The sequence below is a fragment of the Laceyella sacchari genome (assembly GCF_024927925.1).
In the GTDB taxonomy this organism is placed as follows: Bacteria; Bacillota; Bacilli; order Thermoactinomycetales; family Thermoactinomycetaceae; genus Laceyella; species Laceyella sacchari.
The window spans coordinates 2,641,813-2,656,655 of record NZ_CP103866.1; the positions used below are offsets into that span (position 1 = coordinate 2,641,813).

Genomic DNA, 14,843 nt, shown 5'->3' on the forward strand with positions numbered 1-14,843 from the left:
TGCCTGTTCGCGGCCTGCTTTCCTGCTGTACGGAAAAAAAAGCCCCGCCTGCTTTTTCGCTTGTCAACTCACTTTGTAACCAGCGATTTTGACCATTAACTGCACTTGCGGGTGTGACAAATTCACTTTATAGCCATAATACGTTTTATCATCCATTTCGATCTCCACCGGGACAATGTACTTGCCCTTGAGCAACTTGGTGAACAGCTCGTTCGCTTCCAAATCCGTCACATGAAACTTCCTCATGAAATCGTTCTTGATCCACGTGCTTCCGTAACTTTTGCCAATGTTGTTCGGATCGTGGTACCACTCATAGATTTGGACCACAGCATTGTGAATCAGCCGATCCACCCGGGATAGCGTTTGGAATTCACGAATATTCAAAAATTCAAATAAATTGTGGGTATTATCACAAAACTCATGTAATTGCGCTGATCTGGACAAACTTTCGTCATATAAACAAAAAAGTTCCACCCGCTTCCCTTTGGACCACAGCCGGTCGAGTAGCGGGATCATGTCCTGATCCGCACTGACAATGACAAACGTGTGGATTTCCGGGATTTGGTGAAGCACTTCCATCGCATCCAAACATAGCTGGATGTCCGCCGCGTTTTTGCGCTCTTTGCCGTCCCGCCCGTTTCCGTATACCTGATGCACATGAACGCGCTTTTTCTGCAAGCTCATCATCGATATCTCCAGTTGCTCAAAGTCGGCATAGGCTTCAACCATCCGGATCGCTTCCCGGCCGTAATACTCCTGCAATCTCAGGAAGAGGTTGTGCGTTTCATCGGGATGATCGGGATCCATATGATATTTTTTTAAGCCGTAATAGACATTTTCCAAATCAATAAATATCGCCGTATCCTTAACCTTGGCGCTCATCGTCCCCCCCCTTTCCCATCTATCAAGCATGTTGAACTATTTCGATCTTTCCGAGTGTTTTCCTGCCAAAACAGCCCAAAATCGTCTCAAACGTTCTTTGATCGAATTTGACATTTTTCCACTAATTCGTATGCTAGATTGGGTGTGGTATTTATCATTCATTCTCTATTCTTGTCGAGGGACAAACGAATAGGTCGATCAACCATTATACTAAAGGGGTGACTACCTTGAACAAAAAGTGGTTTTATCCAGTTTTGATCTTATCTACTCTCATCAGTACCGTTGTTCATTTTACCGTTCACAACCAACCATTGCAATTCGCGACAGCCTGTTTGTCCCTTTTATTCTGGGCAGCTATGCTGGGAAAAGCGACCGAAAACGTGGCTCACTACGCTGGTGAGCGGTTGGGCGGCCTGCTCAATGCGACATTTGGCAATGCGGCCGAATTGATTATCGCCATCTTTCTGGTCAAAGAAGGATTCTTTGACATGGTGAAAGCGAGCGTAACCGGGTCGATTATAGGGAACTTACTCTTGGTGCTTGGACTTAGCTTGTTCGCCGGCGGTTTGAAATTCAAAACGCAGCAATTCAATCCCATGCTGGCCGGTCACAACGCATCTTTGATGATGCTTTCCGTCATCGCCCTGTTTGTACCCGCGGTGTTCTTGCAACAATTGCCCTCGGCCAAGATCAACAATGTGAGCTTAATCATTTCCGGTGCTCTCATCCTGGGTTACTTCTTGTGGTTGTATTTCTCTCTTGTTACCCATAAAGAAGAGTTGGGTGAAAAAATTGACGGCATGCCGGACCATGTCGAGGGAGAAGAGCCGGAATGGAGCAAAGGAGTCTCCATCTTGCTACTCGTCGTGTCCACCGCATTTGTTGCCTTGCAGAGTGAATGGCTCGTACATAGCGTAGAAGCCGTAGCCCAAGCGCTGGGCTGGTCTGAACTGTTTGTCGGCGCCTTTTTGATCGCCATTATCGGCAACGCCGCCGAACATAGCGCCGCCATTTTCTTGGCCATGAAAAACCGCATCGGGGCAGCTGTGGAGATCGCCATTGGTAGTAGTTTGCAAATCTCCTTGTTCGTGGCGCCCATGTTGGTGTTTATCAGCTGGCTGTTCGGCAATCCCATGAACATCATTTTCAGCACATACGAAATCGCGGCCATCGCCGTGTCCGCCTTTATCGCCAGCTCCATCTCTCGCGATGGATCGACCAACTGGTATGAAGGGGTTCTGCTGTTGATCGTATATACGATTTTGGGCACCGTGTTTTTCGTGGTGTAATGAGCAAACGGACTTCCAACAGGGAAGTCCGTTTTTTTCTGACCGATTTGTTTAGCACAAAAAAAGACTCCGCGATTGGAGTCATACGTTCACACTCCCATCAAGACGGGAGAATTTTGGAATATAAATCTGCTAACTTCCGTTCCAGATCATGAATAATCTGTTGACCTTGGTCGCGAGTGATGAGCCCAGCTCGAACGGCAAAGTCGATTTCGCGTGACAAACCGAACATCTGTGTGTCTAACACTTCTTCATAAAGAGGACACTTCGGTAACATCAGGTTTTGCAATTGCACCGAAATCAGCTGAGCGATTTTTTCCGCATCCTCTTGCAAGAGTTGTAAGGCTTTTAGATTTAAATCGGTCTGTGTTGGCGTGGTCAAAGTAACCCCCCCCAGCGACCGTTCCGATCGGTCTATAAGTAACGGCCCATACTTTACACTAAACACAGTGTATCACGATCAACATTTCTTTGCAAAAAAAACAGAACTTGCGAGAAACCGCACCCCGCAAGCACTCATTGCTTTTCCAATAATTTCACCCGCTTCTCGTGCATCTCCTTTTCGACGCGTGAGTTGATAGACATCTGCTATAATGAGGTAACTGAAGCTGTAATCGTGAGTTAAAGTAGAACAGCTTCAACCTTACTGACAAATTACGTGATTTTTTAAAGGAGCATCGCATATCATGAGTCCGATCATCCTTATTACCGGCAATGTCACATTTCGCATCAATCTCGACCCCTCCATTTGGATCTTGGATGACCGCCGCTTTCCACTGCAGGAACGCATTGCAGGGACGGAAGGATTAGCAATGGAGTTGGGTCCCTATTTGGACAAGGCTGAACCGGATGCGTCGGTGACCAAAGTCATCTGCCACCGTGAACAAAATGAGGCGGTCACCCTGACGCTCGATCAGGCGCGCACCGCCATTCTCTGTTTTGCTAAGGACGGTCGCCCAATTCGCGAAGGAGGACCAGCCTTGCTCTATCTCGCTGACGGGAGCAACAAAGAGCAACCCATCGATTACATCAGAGAACTGGAACTGGTGTAACAAGCAAGGAGACATCCGCTTCCTCTCCAGTGGGAGCAGATGTCTCCTTTCGCTTATTCGTCCGCTCAGTTATCAGGTTGTTTTGTATCAATGTCAACATAACGCATGGGTTGGATCGAGGAAATAGCGTGTTTAAAAATGAGTTGCTGCCGACCTTTGTCATCGATAAGAAGAACGATGAAGGGGTCAAAAGCGGCAATATACCCCCGAACGGTCACTCCGGTGCCCATGAAAACGGTGACCAAGATGCGTTCCTTTCGCATTTGATCCAGCAAACGATCTAGGATGTTCGACATCCCCTGCGCTCATCCTTTCATAAAGGGTTAAACCGACCGGCACCGCGCCGCCCTGGGGTCCTCCTCTATATGAGAACAGCGGCAGGGCGCCGCAAAAATAAAATAAAAAATTTTGAATTTATATTCCATTTACCACAAACCCCACTTTCCCAAACATAGCTGAGAGACATCCCTCATCGGAATGTCTCTCATATCCTTATTTTCTAATCATGTAAAACGTCCCTGTGGTGAATGCGATCAATTTGTTTTTTTCATTGGTGATCTCACAGGTGGCCGTGGCCAAAGTAGACCCCATATGTACCAATCGTGCGCGAGAGATCAGCTCTTTTCCCAGTCCCTGTTTTAAATAATTCACTTTTAACTCCACGGTGACGGCACCTTTATACCCTTCCGGCAACCGCTGATTAATCAGCGAACCAATCGTCGAATCGGCCAGTGTCGCCGTAATGCCCCCGTGCACAATTCCTGCCCTGTTCAGGGTGAAGGGGGTTACCGGAACGCGAAATTCATATACATCGTCTTCCACAAACCGGCCTTTCAACCCCATGAACCCTGATATATAAGCGCTGTTCCGCTCCCGCTTCTGTTTGATCGCCTGCACAGCTAGCGCCAACAGTTGCTTTTCTTCATCTGTCCCATTCTGCAAGATCTGTTGCAATTCTCCATCCAAATTCATGGCTCACCGTTTCCTTTCCCCTACTGCTTTTTCCAGGGAGTGTCTGGGAGTCGCTGGCTACCACCAGACACGCTCTAGGCTAATCATCATTCTTATTTTAAACAATATCCCCCACCTAATAAAGAAAAGCTTGACAAGTCAGAGAAGAGGCTGAGGCAAAGCAAAACCCACCTCCGCTTTTTAGCAAAGGTGGGTATGCGACTCAGTTCCTTGGCTTGGACAAAACTGGTTTACCACAACTTTTGGAAAAACTTCTCCAATTGCCCTGCCGGTTCGACCCGCTGGGTGATGCTGATCGGAAATGTGGTCATCGTCTGCAAAGGCTTCCCACGGTATAACACTTGCGCTTCGCCGACAATCGCCCCTGCTTTGAGCGGAGCTTTCAAGCCAGTGAAGAAGCGGACTTTAATCTCATACTGATCTCGCTCACCCCGGTGAATCGGCAAGCGAATGTCGTACTTGCTGACGACCGGGACATATTGCCCGTCCCCATTTGGAACCCGTAACTTCGCTCCTTGGATCACTTCACCGCGTTTTAACAAAGTGGCTGTTTCAAATTGATTAAATCCATAATCAAACAGCTTCTTCGTCTCCAAGAAACGGCCATCTTCAGAGCTAGTACCCATGACAACTGAGATCAGTCGACGCCCTTCCTGTTGCGCCGTTCCGGTGAAGCAATAGCCAGCGGCTTGGGTAGAACCGGTCTTCAAGCCGTCAACACCAGGGTAGTAATGGTCAAAGCCTGGTAGCATGCGATTCCAGTTGACCACTTTCTTTTCCCGTTCCGTCCCCGGGCGGAACGTATATTGGGAAACGGAAACCATCTGCGTGAATTCAGGATGCTCTTGCAATAATGTTCGTGCCAGGATCGCAGCATCCCGCGCAGACATCACATGCTCCCCATCCACTTGCGGCGGATCAGGGTAATCGGTCATCTCCAACCCCGTTGCATTGCGAAAATGCGTGTTTCTAAGTCCCAATGCCTTGGCTGTCTCATTCATCCGGTGCACAAATTGCGTTTCGCTTCCCGACACCCTCTCGGCCAAAGCCGCAGTAGCGTCATTCGCCGAATATACAACCATGCCCATGAACAAGTCTTTTACACTCATCAACTCGCCGGCTTCCAGATCGATCTGGGCTTCATTAATTCCCGCCACCCGCGGGCTAACTTGCACCATTTCATCCCAAGTCAACTTATTGTTGCGAATTTCCTCTAGCACAATGTATTCGGTCATCATTTTGGTCATGCTAGCAGGCGGGAGAGGTTGATCCATCTGACTACCGAAAAGGGGTAATCCTGTCTGATAATCCATCAGAATATACGATTTAGCCTCCATCTTCGGCTCGGCGATCGGGACATTTGGATCTACCTGATAGGTGATCAACAGCTTCGGTCTTTTGGTGATATCATCCACATAATCGCTGGAGCGGAAAGATTTGCGGTCATTGCTTTCCGTATGATGGCGCAAAGAAATGCCATAGTTAGGGGTGCCGCTGTACCAGTTTTTGCTCAGTTCTGTCAAATCCCAAGCGTATTCCCCTGCACCGGCCACATTTGTTTGGGTCACCGCGGCTCCCACGGTCGGCTGATTCTGCCAGGTGAGCTCGCCGCTGATCCACTCCGATGTAACCGGATGCACATCCACCTGCTCTTCTTGCGCGGTGGCGTATTGGTGCAAAAACAATTTAGCATCCTTAATCTTTGCTCCTGTGGGAAGTGCGGGCAAATCAAATTTGAGATAAGTACGCGCAACGCCATAATCCGCGTGGGTACCCGTAATCACAAAAGGATACAAGCGATAATTTTGGGTAGGGTTTTTGCTGGAGACGAGGTTGTCATACGTCTGATTCACCCCTTGCAGACCCACTGTTGGGTCAATCACCACCGGATAAACCCGTTTTGGATCTCTCAACCACTTGTCATCCACTTTGATATCCAGATAAGTGACACCATTTTGCTGACGCAAGGCAAATTTCACCTTGTGGGAAGAAGCATCCTGCTGATCGTACATAAATGGGACGGGAACTTCAAAGACCGATTGTCCCTTCGCGTTGATAAACTGAATAGAACCGTCTTTTTGCAACTTTGGTTTGGCGTGTTTGACTTTCAATGCCATAGTAAAAACGGATCGACCCGTGTACTTATGCAACACCCATTCTTCTTTGACGCCTGTAGCTCCAACTTTGTAGACCAGATCTGTCCCTTCATACACATTGGGATAGCGAATGCCATGATCCAATGGGCTAACCGCTACCCGCTTGCCATCGATCAATCCGAAATCAACTTTTACTGGGCCTTGTTCAAACCGGATCAGCGAAGGAGAAGTGGAAATCCCGGCAAACGCAAAGCGGGTGGCATGTCCCAACTCGATATAAGTCATCCCTGCCCCCGCCGTTTTAGCCTTTATTTCGGCTTTGCGTTGCTCCCGAATATCCATCCATGTGCCGTTCTTCTTATAATGAACCGGCTCTAAGTACTGCTCCGTGACATAGGTTTTTCCGTCGTTTTTGATATAAGTTTTGGACTTTTCCGTCCGAAGTTCGACCAATTCCTTCACTTTGCCCATCGGTTCAGGAGTGGTTTTGTTTTGCGCGAAAACGGACGGATTGGGCGATAGAAACAACATGGCCACCATCGCAGTCAGCAATGGAACAGACAGCCATTGGCGCCGCTTGGCAGGTCGTTTCAATTCCTTCACTCCTCTCTGGAACCCATGCCCCGTGTTGATGCATTTTTATGGGGTTTTAAGGGCTCAATTTGCATTTTATTGCATCATGCACCACTTCCAACTGAATACTTATTACGGTTTGTTGAAAAATTAAAATAAGCCTCATCACTGAGGCTTATTTCAATGATTTGTTTTTCTCCACAACCGCGTCACATCAAAGCGAGGCGGATTGCAAGTAATGATACAGAAGCCGATAAGTGTGTTCCAAAGCGTCTCGGTGGGTCCGCTCATAGGCATGGGAAGCGTCCACACCAGGGCCGATCAATGCATGCATCACATCAAATCCGGCTCTGACAGCCGCGCTGCCATCGGACGCATAATACGGATAAAGGTCCACTTGATAATAAATTCCGTGCTCTTCCGCCAACCGGATCAATTTGCTGGTCAGTTCATAATGATAAGGGCCGCTTCCATCTTTGGCACAAATAGAGACACAAAATTCATCCGTCGTCTGCCCTTCCCCGATGGCACCCATGTCAATCGCCAGATATTCACGCACTTGAGCAGGGATATTGGAATTGGCGCCAAACCCCACTTCTTCAAAATTACTAAAGAAAAAATGCGTTGTATGCGGTAATTTTATATTATTTTCTTTAATATCAGCCATTAATTCTATTAAAATGGCCGCACTTGCCTTATCATCCAAATGACGGGCTTTGATAAAGCCTGATTCTGTTTCTACCACTTGTGGATCAAATGCGACATAATCACCTACGCTGATTCCCAGTGCTTTCACATCATCCGCGTTGCTCACTTTGGCGTCTAGCCGAACTTCGATATGCTCATCCGACCGTTTCTGCTCTTCGGCGTCCGCATACACATGCACAGAGGTATGAGTCGCCAAAATCGTTCCCGGCACAACCTGTCCCGACCGCGTTTTGACAAAGCAATATGCCCCATCGACGGAAAACCAACCAAATCCGCCAATTTTACTCAACCGCAACCGTCCGTTGGCCTTGATCTCTTTCACCATGGCCCCCAATGTGTCTACATGCACAGTGACCAAGCGATGGACATCGTCATCCTCCCCTTTTATGGTCACCATCAAACTGCCTTTGTTGTTTTTTTTGCACGGCAAACCCAAGGCATCCATGCGCTGTTCAATATATTGGATCGCCTCATGCGCACAACCTGTGGGGCTTTGAATATTTAACAATTGAACCAATGTCCGGCGTGTCTCTTTCTCTCGAAAAAAGGCCATTAGGCACCCTCCCCGCAATCAGAATAAAGGCTTCCTTCGCCTTGCCCAATATCAGAAGGAAGCCCCATTCACGATTATTTTATTTCTTCGGTTCAAGGATGGCGGCCACCGTTTTTCCTGCTTCTACTTTTTCCTGCACTTGGTCGCGAATGGTCCAATCCGCTAGTTGAGGAAAAATGACCGGTGTGGTTAACGGCTTGCCTTTTTCCTTGATGTAATCCATATCGAACTCAAGCAACATCTGACCTGCTTTGACTTTGTCCCCTTCCGATACATGGGCGACAAACCCTTCACCGTTTAATTCGACGGTATCAATTCCCACATGGATCAGCATTTCCACACCTGCGGCAGTTTTTAAACCGATGGCGTGTTTGGTTGGAAACAGATTGATCACTTCCCCGTCCGCCGGCGCGCACACGAGGCCCGCATCCGGTTCCACGGCAAAGCCATCGCCCATCATTTTCTGAGAAAACACTTGATCTGGCACTTGCTCCAGCGGTATTTTCCGTCCTGAGAGCGGTGACAAAATCTCGGTTTCTTTCTTGCGCTTCCAAAAAAACATGCGTGCTAGTTCCTACCTTCTTTTAAAATGAATTGCTGTTTTTTAGGTTCTCCGGATTGAGCGGAATCAAGTCATCAACCACAAACAACCCGTCTTTTCTGATCAATTCTCCGTCGAAGTAAATCTCCCCACCGCCGTATTCGGGACGTTGGATGCAAACCAGATCCCAATGCACGGAGGAGCGGTTGCCATTGTCAGCATCTTCATACGCGTTACCCGGCGTAAAGTGGAAGCTGCCATTGATCTTCTCATCAAACAGCGTATCTTTCATCGGGTGGTTGATGTATGGATTGACCCCGATGCTGAATTCGCCGATAAAGCGGGCGCCTTCATCCGTATCCAACACTTGGTTGATGCGCTCGGTATCGTTGGCTTTCGCTTTTACGATTTTGCCGTTTTCAAATTCGAAACAGATGTTTTCGAAGGTGACGCCTTGGTACACGGACGGCGTGTTAAACGTGATCTTTCCGTTGACCGAGTCCTTAACGGGTGCCGTGTACACTTCACCGTCAGGAATATTGCACTCCCCGGCACACTTAATCACGGGGATGTCTTTGATTGAGAATGTCAAATCTGTGCCAGGCCCGACGATCCGCACTTGATCTGCTTGCTCCATCCGTTTCACCAGTGGTTCCATTACTTCCGCCATGCGCTCGTAATCCACATTGCACACTTGGAAATAAAAGTCTTCAAACGCCTCCGTACTCATGTTGGCCAATTGTGCCATGGAAGAGTTCGGGTACCGTAGCACAACCCACTTGGTGTTTTTGACCCGCTCGTTGCTATGTACTGGCTGTTTGAACATGCGCGCATACAGACTCATTTTGTCATCCGGCACATCGCTCGTCTCAGAAACGTTGTCGCTTCCGCGGATGCCGATGTAACAATCCATGTCTTTCATCTGGTTGAGTGCATGACGCGCCCAGATTTCTTGGTGCTCCTCAGAGGTTCCGAGCAACAGCGCACGCGTGATCTTCTCATCATGAAGTTGCACATACGGATAACCGCCAGCGTCATACACAGCGGCGATCAGCTCGCGCGCCAGTTCACGCTCTTTTCCGAAAACATCAATTAAAACGCGTTCCCCTTTTTGCACCTTGCACGAATGTTCAACCAGTATTTTGGCCAATTTGGAAATACGAGAATCCCGCATGACTTCATCCCCTTTTCATTTGTGAGTGATCATTGTACAATGACACGAGATCAAATGGTCAAGCCTAATTCCAGCACAATCGAACCCTCAATAATTTATTTTATCATGAATTTTCCTGATGACAAATGCCATAACTGGGAGGAATTGAATTGTTCACATTTGAAAAAGCGGCCGGAGACAAGCAAACCCGGTTGAACAGCATCGTGAACCAAGTAGTCCATCTGATTGACGGGGAAAGGGACTGGTTGGCCAATTTGTCCAATACAGCTTCCCACCTCTACCATACCCTCGGTGAAGTCAACTGGGTTGGATTTTACCTCATGAAGGGAAACGAACTGGTCCTCGGACCGTTCCATGGCTTGCCGGCCTGCATTCGCATCCCAGTGGGGAAAGGCGTGTGCGGAACAGCTGTACAAGAAGCAAAAACGTTGCTGGTGGAAGATGTACATGCCTTCCCAGGCCACATCGCCTGCGACGCCGCCACCCGCTCGGAAATGGTTATTCCTTTGAAAGTGGATGGTCAGATCATTGGCGTACTAGATATTGACAGCCCGGTCATTAACCGCTTCGACGACACCGACCGCACGGCGCTGGAGCGGGTAGCAGAGCTTTTGTGCCAAGGGTGTGACTGGAGTAGTTTATTAAAATAAAAAAGCCACGATTCGCGTGGCTTTCCTCACTTCATATTGTATCCCCATTGCATCGGGCGGAATTTGACTTTCCAGATTCCGGCCTTGTTCTTCACCATCTGGAACTGGCCCAGATTCTCCCCTTCTTCCGGAAATTCCAGATAGCCTGTTTTTTGATCCACTTCGATAAACTTAACTTCTTGCATCCGGGCGAAGAGCTTGCGCATCTTTTCAGCCATCTTGGGGCCTTCTTCTTTCATCATTTGCATATGCTCTTGCTTGCTCCATTCCCTTTGTTCCACATCGTCAACAAACAGTTCATACTGCGTGTTGTAATCATGGGTTTCAATCGCATGGAAGTAGAGCTTGGCGACCATGATGGGGTCGGCTTCTTTGAGCACACGGTCATCAAATTTCTTTTTAAAGGCGGCATACACCTTCAATTCGTCTGGACTTAATTGCATTAGGTTGCTCTCTTCGGCTAACGCGACTTTGTTCTCATTGCCCACGACCGTGCCTGTTCCAAGCTCTTCAGTTTCTTGGCAGCCCAGAAGGAGGGCGCTGGACAAACATATCGCGGCCAACACTTTCCAACCTTTTTTCAAGAAATACCCCTCCTAAAACCTCATCAGAAAAATAATAGCATGTTTTCGGGCTGAGAGCTTGTCATTACAGTGAACAAGAAAAAAACCTTCCTAGCGGCGGAAGGTTTCATTCGCGCTCGATCCCGCGAAAATCGGTATACACGCGGTAAGCGCGGCGGATCTCCTCTTTCATCCAATCGGGAAATTCTCCTTGATCCAAGTCGGCCAACGGCACCCAGTGGTAACTCTCATGCTCGGCGCTCAACCGCACTTGGCCCAACGGCTGGTCGCAGGCAAACTTGACGATAATCAAGTGCTTCTCCTCTTGAATCTCATCATAGATGTAAGCCGGTGCAACCACCTTTACTTGCAAACCCGTCTCTTCCATCACTTCTCTGGACAACGCGTCCATCAACGGTTCGGAAGGCTCCAATCCGCCTCCCGGAAAATCCCACCCATGCGTCTCTTTTCTCGTCCGCTCTTCCTCAGACTTGCGTAAGATCAGCACGTGGTCCCGATCGAAAATAATAGCTTTCGCAGCAATCTTATAAGGTTTATTCATATTAGCCCCCACCTACTTCAAGCGAAAAAAGGTTGAGGAAGCTGTGGCGATTAACTTTTCCCGCTCGTCGGTTACTTTCGTATCCATCACGATGATGGTTTTTCCCTTTTTGATGACGGACGTTTCTGCCGTCAGCCATCCCGTTTCGCCCGGCGCGAGGAAATGCACGTTCAAATCCAGCGTCACCGCTTTCGCCTGGCTCCCCTCGGCTTGGATGACGGTCGAACCCATCGCCGTGTCAATAAACGTCGCTGTCACGCCACCATGCAACATGTTGAAGCGGTTGCGCAATTCATCAGTGATGAACATGCGGTGCAAGTAAACTCCTTTGTCTGCATCATAACCGAGCACTTGAAAATTCATCATCTCTTCGATATAGGCAAGCGGGCTGACACGAGTGCGTTTCAAAGCTTGCACCAATTTGTGGATCGTCTTCACTTCCGATGGGGTCAAGTCTTGCATCTCTTGATATAAGGTTTCCAATGTCATCGCGCTTTCCTACCTTGCCAACTGTTTTATGTCTTACTTTATATTAACGAATCAAAAAAGGGTTAGCAAGCAACCCCAGCTCGCACCGCCATGCGTTGGGATCGATTGAAGTGGTTCACACCAATCGCCCCGGTGATGGAGCCAGGGCCATCACCTCGCAGGCGGCGGACGTCGACCTCATTATCGCCACTGGTGGGGACGGCATCGTGCATGAATGCATCAAATTAGAAAGGCGCCCAGTGTTTGGCATCTTACCCTTAGGCACTTGTAATGACTTTTCGCGTACGCTCAGCATTCCCCAAAACATTGACGAGGCGGTTGAGACCTTGCTTGAAGGCAGGGGAGAAGCCATGGATGTCGGAAAGTATGAAGACCGCTATTTTCTTAACTTCTGGGGGATCGGGCTGATCACGCAAGTGTCTGAACAGATCGACAGCGAAATAAAAAAGCAGTTTGGCCGCATCGTCTATTACTTGAGTGCCTTTCACATGATCCAAGAACAACGAAGCTTCCACGTGGAAGTAAACGGAGATGGGATACATTTCAAAGGCGAAGCAGTAATGGTACTGGTGGGAAACGGTTCCTATGTCGGCGGAGTGGAAGCGTATTTCCCATACAGCCAAGTCAATGATGGGTTGTTGGACTTCTTGATCTTCAAAGAACTCTCCCTCTCTGCCGTCACTTCCCTCACCTATTCGCTGTTCACAGCGGAAAGACCGAGTGCCGAAGGGTTGATTTCGTTCAAGACTCCCCACCTCGAAGTCATCACAGAGCCGAGCTTGAAGGTGGACTGCGACGGGGAGAAAAATATGTTTATCCCCACTCGCCTGCAAGTATTACCAGGCCATCTGCGCATGTTGATCTGGCCGGACTTCTATTCTGCTTCCAAGTGAGGGGTCTGGTTAAACGACCGTAATTTCCACCCATCCAATTCATGATGGGTCAGATGGGAAATGGCTGTATTTTCCAGCCTGGTTTTCCCAAAGTCGATTTCTCCTTGAGTCAGCACGCCTAACGCGGCGGTAATACACATGCCATGGGCCACAATCAGAATCCGTTCGCCGCGGTGCTTGTGCACCAATTCTTCACACTTGCGCACAAACCGCTCCTGCACCGCTGTGGTGGGTTCCACTCCGTACACGCCACCCGTCAGCCGCACCGTCTCCCAGTCAGGATACTCCCGCAACACTTCTTCCACCGTGCGTCCTTCCCATTCTCCACCGTGGCGCTCGCGAAATTCGGGAAAACAAGTGACGGATATCCCCTGTTTGGCCGCGATACACCTCGCGGTTTCATGAGCCCGCTCCAAATCACTGGAGTAAATGGCGGCAAACGGCTGATCGGCCAAATAGGCGGCAACCCGTTCCGCTTGTTGTCGCCCCAGCTCGCTCAACGGCACATCCTGATGCCCTTGATAGCGCTTTGTTTGGTTCCACTCGGTGACACCATGACGCACTAGAAATACATGGGTTTCCATTTTCGTCTTCCTCTCTGCTATATGATCTGCTTTTTTCTATTATATATTGAATCTATTGACAAAAGTGCCCCGCCCGATTTTCAGCCTACGGCTTACCCTGCTGTGATCTGTTGTTTACACCGACCTCGCACACGTTTGACATAAAAAAAACGGGGCTCTTTCACAAAAGAGCCCCGCTCTCAAACCTTGGACAGGGAGATCAGTTGCCAGCCGTTCTCCATGGTCAGCCGCCCTTCTTGGATCGACATGACCATCTGCTCGATAATGCTCTGGTTGTTGTATTGCGGTCGAATCAACAACCGACGGGCGATCATGACATTATCCATAGCAAGCAACAATTGATCCTGCCCGTATCGGTCGGGAAAGCGCACCTCCCACTCCCGGAAAACACGCGCCCCATCTACCGTCACATGCATAAGTACATCACGATACCAAAGGAGCAGGACATCGAGAAGCTGCTCCGCTCGCCCTTGCTCCACTTCAGTTTGAAACCATTTTTCAGTCGGGGTCAACAGCGCGCTCATTTGTCCGGCCAAAATTTGGTTACCCCAGTCAATGATTCGCCGGCATGTCTCTTCAAACGCTTGCGGGTCAAACTCCTCCATATCCACTTTTCCTGGCAGGTGCGCCATCACACTTGCCACTTTAGCCGGCAAACCGTCCTCCACCAGTTTCTGACGCTTTTGCTCCGGAGAAAGTTCAGGAAAGCGGATGCGTTGGCACCGGGATCGGATGGTGGGAAGCAAGTCGGATAAATTCTCCGTAATCAACACCACCACCATGGGGGAGCTGGGTTCTTCAATGAATTTCAATAGACTGTTGGCCGTTTCATCGCGCATCTTGTCTGCCTGTTCCAGCACGGCGACGCGGGTGATGCCTTGGCGCGCGCTGTATTTAAACTTGGCTTGCAGCTCCCTCACCTGGGCGATTTTGATCACATTCCCGTCCGGCTGGATGGTTACCACATCGGGATGATTGCCGTGAGCAATTTGCAGGCATGAAGGACAGCGGTCGCACGGGTCCCCCTTGCTCTCTTCACAGTTGACGGCTTTCGCCAATTCCAACGCCAATTCCCTTTTGCCTGTCCCCGGCTTGCCGTAAAAAATAAACGCGTGCGCCAGCTTGTTTTGCCGGATCGCGCGCTGGAAAAACTCCGCCAAACGGGGTTGCATCGCATTTTGGAAAGACATCTGACCAAGCCTCCGCTCGCACCATTTTGGTTTTATCATCACATGGGCGCGGTGAAAAAGCAAGGCGCGAGT

17 protein-coding genes are annotated in these 14,843 nt (G+C 49.1%); 4 read left to right on the forward strand and 13 right to left on the reverse strand.

Translation table 11 applies throughout. The features are described from left to right. Nucleotides 1-63: 63 nt before the first annotated feature. Entirely contained in the window at nucleotides 64-882 is an 819-nt protein-coding gene (locus NYR52_RS12875; RefSeq protein ID WP_022736844.1) for an NYN domain-containing protein, read from the reverse strand. A gap of 227 nt (nucleotides 883-1,109) precedes the next feature. Between NYR52_RS12875 and cax the strand changes: the two genes are divergently transcribed. Continuing rightward, on the forward strand, nucleotides 1,110-2,171 hold the full coding sequence (gene cax / locus NYR52_RS12880) for a calcium/proton exchanger (RefSeq protein ID WP_022736845.1): 1,062 nt from the start codon (nucleotides 1,110-1,112) through the stop codon (nucleotides 2,169-2,171). Between the two features lie 100 nt (nucleotides 2,172-2,271). On the opposite strand, the gene NYR52_RS12885 is transcribed toward cax, so the two are convergent. Then, on the reverse strand, nucleotides 2,272-2,553 hold the full coding sequence (locus tag NYR52_RS12885; RefSeq protein WP_022736846.1) for an Fpa/YlaN family protein: 282 nt from the start codon (nucleotides 2,551-2,553) through the stop codon (nucleotides 2,272-2,274). Nucleotides 2,554-2,857: 304 nt separating this feature from the next. Between NYR52_RS12885 and NYR52_RS12890 the strand changes: the two genes are divergently transcribed. Further along, nucleotides 2,858-3,223: a hypothetical protein gene (locus NYR52_RS12890; RefSeq protein WP_259435778.1), complete on the forward strand. Its 366-nt coding sequence runs from the start codon at nucleotides 2,858-2,860 to the stop codon at nucleotides 3,221-3,223. 65 nt (nucleotides 3,224-3,288) lie between these two features. Here NYR52_RS12890 and hfq read toward each other — a convergent pair whose 3' ends face one another. The 6 genes from hfq to NYR52_RS12920 all read right to left on the reverse strand — a co-directional run bounded on the left by hfq (nucleotide 3,289) and on the right by NYR52_RS12920 (nucleotide 9,840). Then, entirely contained in the window at nucleotides 3,289-3,519 is a 231-nt protein-coding gene (gene hfq / locus NYR52_RS12895) for an RNA chaperone Hfq (protein ID WP_132222798.1), read from the reverse strand. Between the two features lie 196 nt (nucleotides 3,520-3,715). Then, nucleotides 3,716-4,195: a PaaI family thioesterase gene (locus NYR52_RS12900; protein WP_022736849.1), complete on the reverse strand. Its 480-nt coding sequence runs from the start codon at nucleotides 4,193-4,195 to the stop codon at nucleotides 3,716-3,718. A gap of 230 nt (nucleotides 4,196-4,425) precedes the next feature. Continuing rightward, nucleotides 4,426-6,885 (reverse strand): DNRLRE domain-containing protein, encoded by a 2,460-nt coding sequence (locus NYR52_RS12905; RefSeq protein WP_132222800.1) that lies wholly within the window; start codon nucleotides 6,883-6,885, stop codon nucleotides 4,426-4,428. A gap of 193 nt (nucleotides 6,886-7,078) precedes the next feature. Next, nucleotides 7,079-8,125, reverse strand: a complete 1,047-nt coding sequence (locus NYR52_RS12910) for a M42 family metallopeptidase (RefSeq protein ID WP_132222802.1) — start codon at nucleotides 8,123-8,125, stop codon at nucleotides 7,079-7,081. Between the two features lie 79 nt (nucleotides 8,126-8,204). Next, the gene (locus NYR52_RS12915) at nucleotides 8,205-8,687 is read right to left on the reverse strand and encodes a PTS sugar transporter subunit IIA (RefSeq protein WP_022736852.1); all 483 of its coding nucleotides are present in this window, start codon (nucleotides 8,685-8,687) and stop codon (nucleotides 8,205-8,207) included. Between the two features lie 22 nt (nucleotides 8,688-8,709). After that, nucleotides 8,710-9,840: an aminopeptidase gene (locus tag NYR52_RS12920; protein ID WP_132222804.1), complete on the reverse strand. Its 1,131-nt coding sequence runs from the start codon at nucleotides 9,838-9,840 to the stop codon at nucleotides 8,710-8,712. A gap of 149 nt (nucleotides 9,841-9,989) precedes the next feature. On the opposite strand from NYR52_RS12920, the gene msrC reads away from it, so the two are divergent. Further along, on the forward strand, nucleotides 9,990-10,490 hold the full coding sequence (msrC, locus tag NYR52_RS12925) for a free L-methionine (R)-S-oxide reductase MsrC (RefSeq protein ID WP_132222806.1): 501 nt from the start codon (nucleotides 9,990-9,992) through the stop codon (nucleotides 10,488-10,490). Between the two features lie 26 nt (nucleotides 10,491-10,516). Here the strand turns inward: msrC and NYR52_RS12930 are convergent, their stop codons facing one another. The 3 genes from NYR52_RS12930 to NYR52_RS12940 all read right to left on the reverse strand — a co-directional run bounded on the left by NYR52_RS12930 (nucleotide 10,517) and on the right by NYR52_RS12940 (nucleotide 12,104). Further along, nucleotides 10,517-11,074, reverse strand: a complete 558-nt coding sequence (locus NYR52_RS12930) for a hypothetical protein (RefSeq protein ID WP_132222808.1) — start codon at nucleotides 11,072-11,074, stop codon at nucleotides 10,517-10,519. A gap of 106 nt (nucleotides 11,075-11,180) precedes the next feature. Then, a complete protein-coding gene (locus NYR52_RS12935; RefSeq protein ID WP_054095940.1) occupies nucleotides 11,181-11,615 on the reverse strand; it encodes an NUDIX hydrolase in 435 nt (144 codons plus the stop codon). 12 nt (nucleotides 11,616-11,627) lie between these two features. Continuing rightward, nucleotides 11,628-12,104 (reverse strand): PaaI family thioesterase, encoded by a 477-nt coding sequence (locus NYR52_RS12940; RefSeq protein WP_132222810.1) that lies wholly within the window; start codon nucleotides 12,102-12,104, stop codon nucleotides 11,628-11,630. Nucleotides 12,105-12,154: 50 nt separating this feature from the next. Between NYR52_RS12940 and NYR52_RS12945 the strand changes: the two genes are divergently transcribed. Continuing rightward, nucleotides 12,155-12,997: a diacylglycerol/lipid kinase family protein gene (locus tag NYR52_RS12945; protein WP_132222812.1), complete on the forward strand. Its 843-nt coding sequence runs from the start codon at nucleotides 12,155-12,157 to the stop codon at nucleotides 12,995-12,997. Here the strand turns inward: NYR52_RS12945 and NYR52_RS12950 are convergent. Continuing rightward, nucleotides 12,979-13,581 carry a histidine phosphatase family protein gene (locus NYR52_RS12950; RefSeq protein ID WP_132222814.1) on the reverse strand — a complete coding sequence of 201 codons (603 nt, stop codon included), beginning with the start codon at nucleotides 13,579-13,581 and terminating at the stop codon, nucleotides 12,979-12,981. The genes NYR52_RS12945 and NYR52_RS12950 overlap by 19 nt on opposite strands. 179 nt (nucleotides 13,582-13,760) lie before the next feature. Then, nucleotides 13,761-14,771: a DNA polymerase III subunit delta' gene (gene holB, locus NYR52_RS12955; protein ID WP_158283377.1), complete on the reverse strand. Its 1,011-nt coding sequence runs from the start codon at nucleotides 14,769-14,771 to the stop codon at nucleotides 13,761-13,763. Nucleotides 14,772-14,843 lie beyond the last annotated feature (72 nt).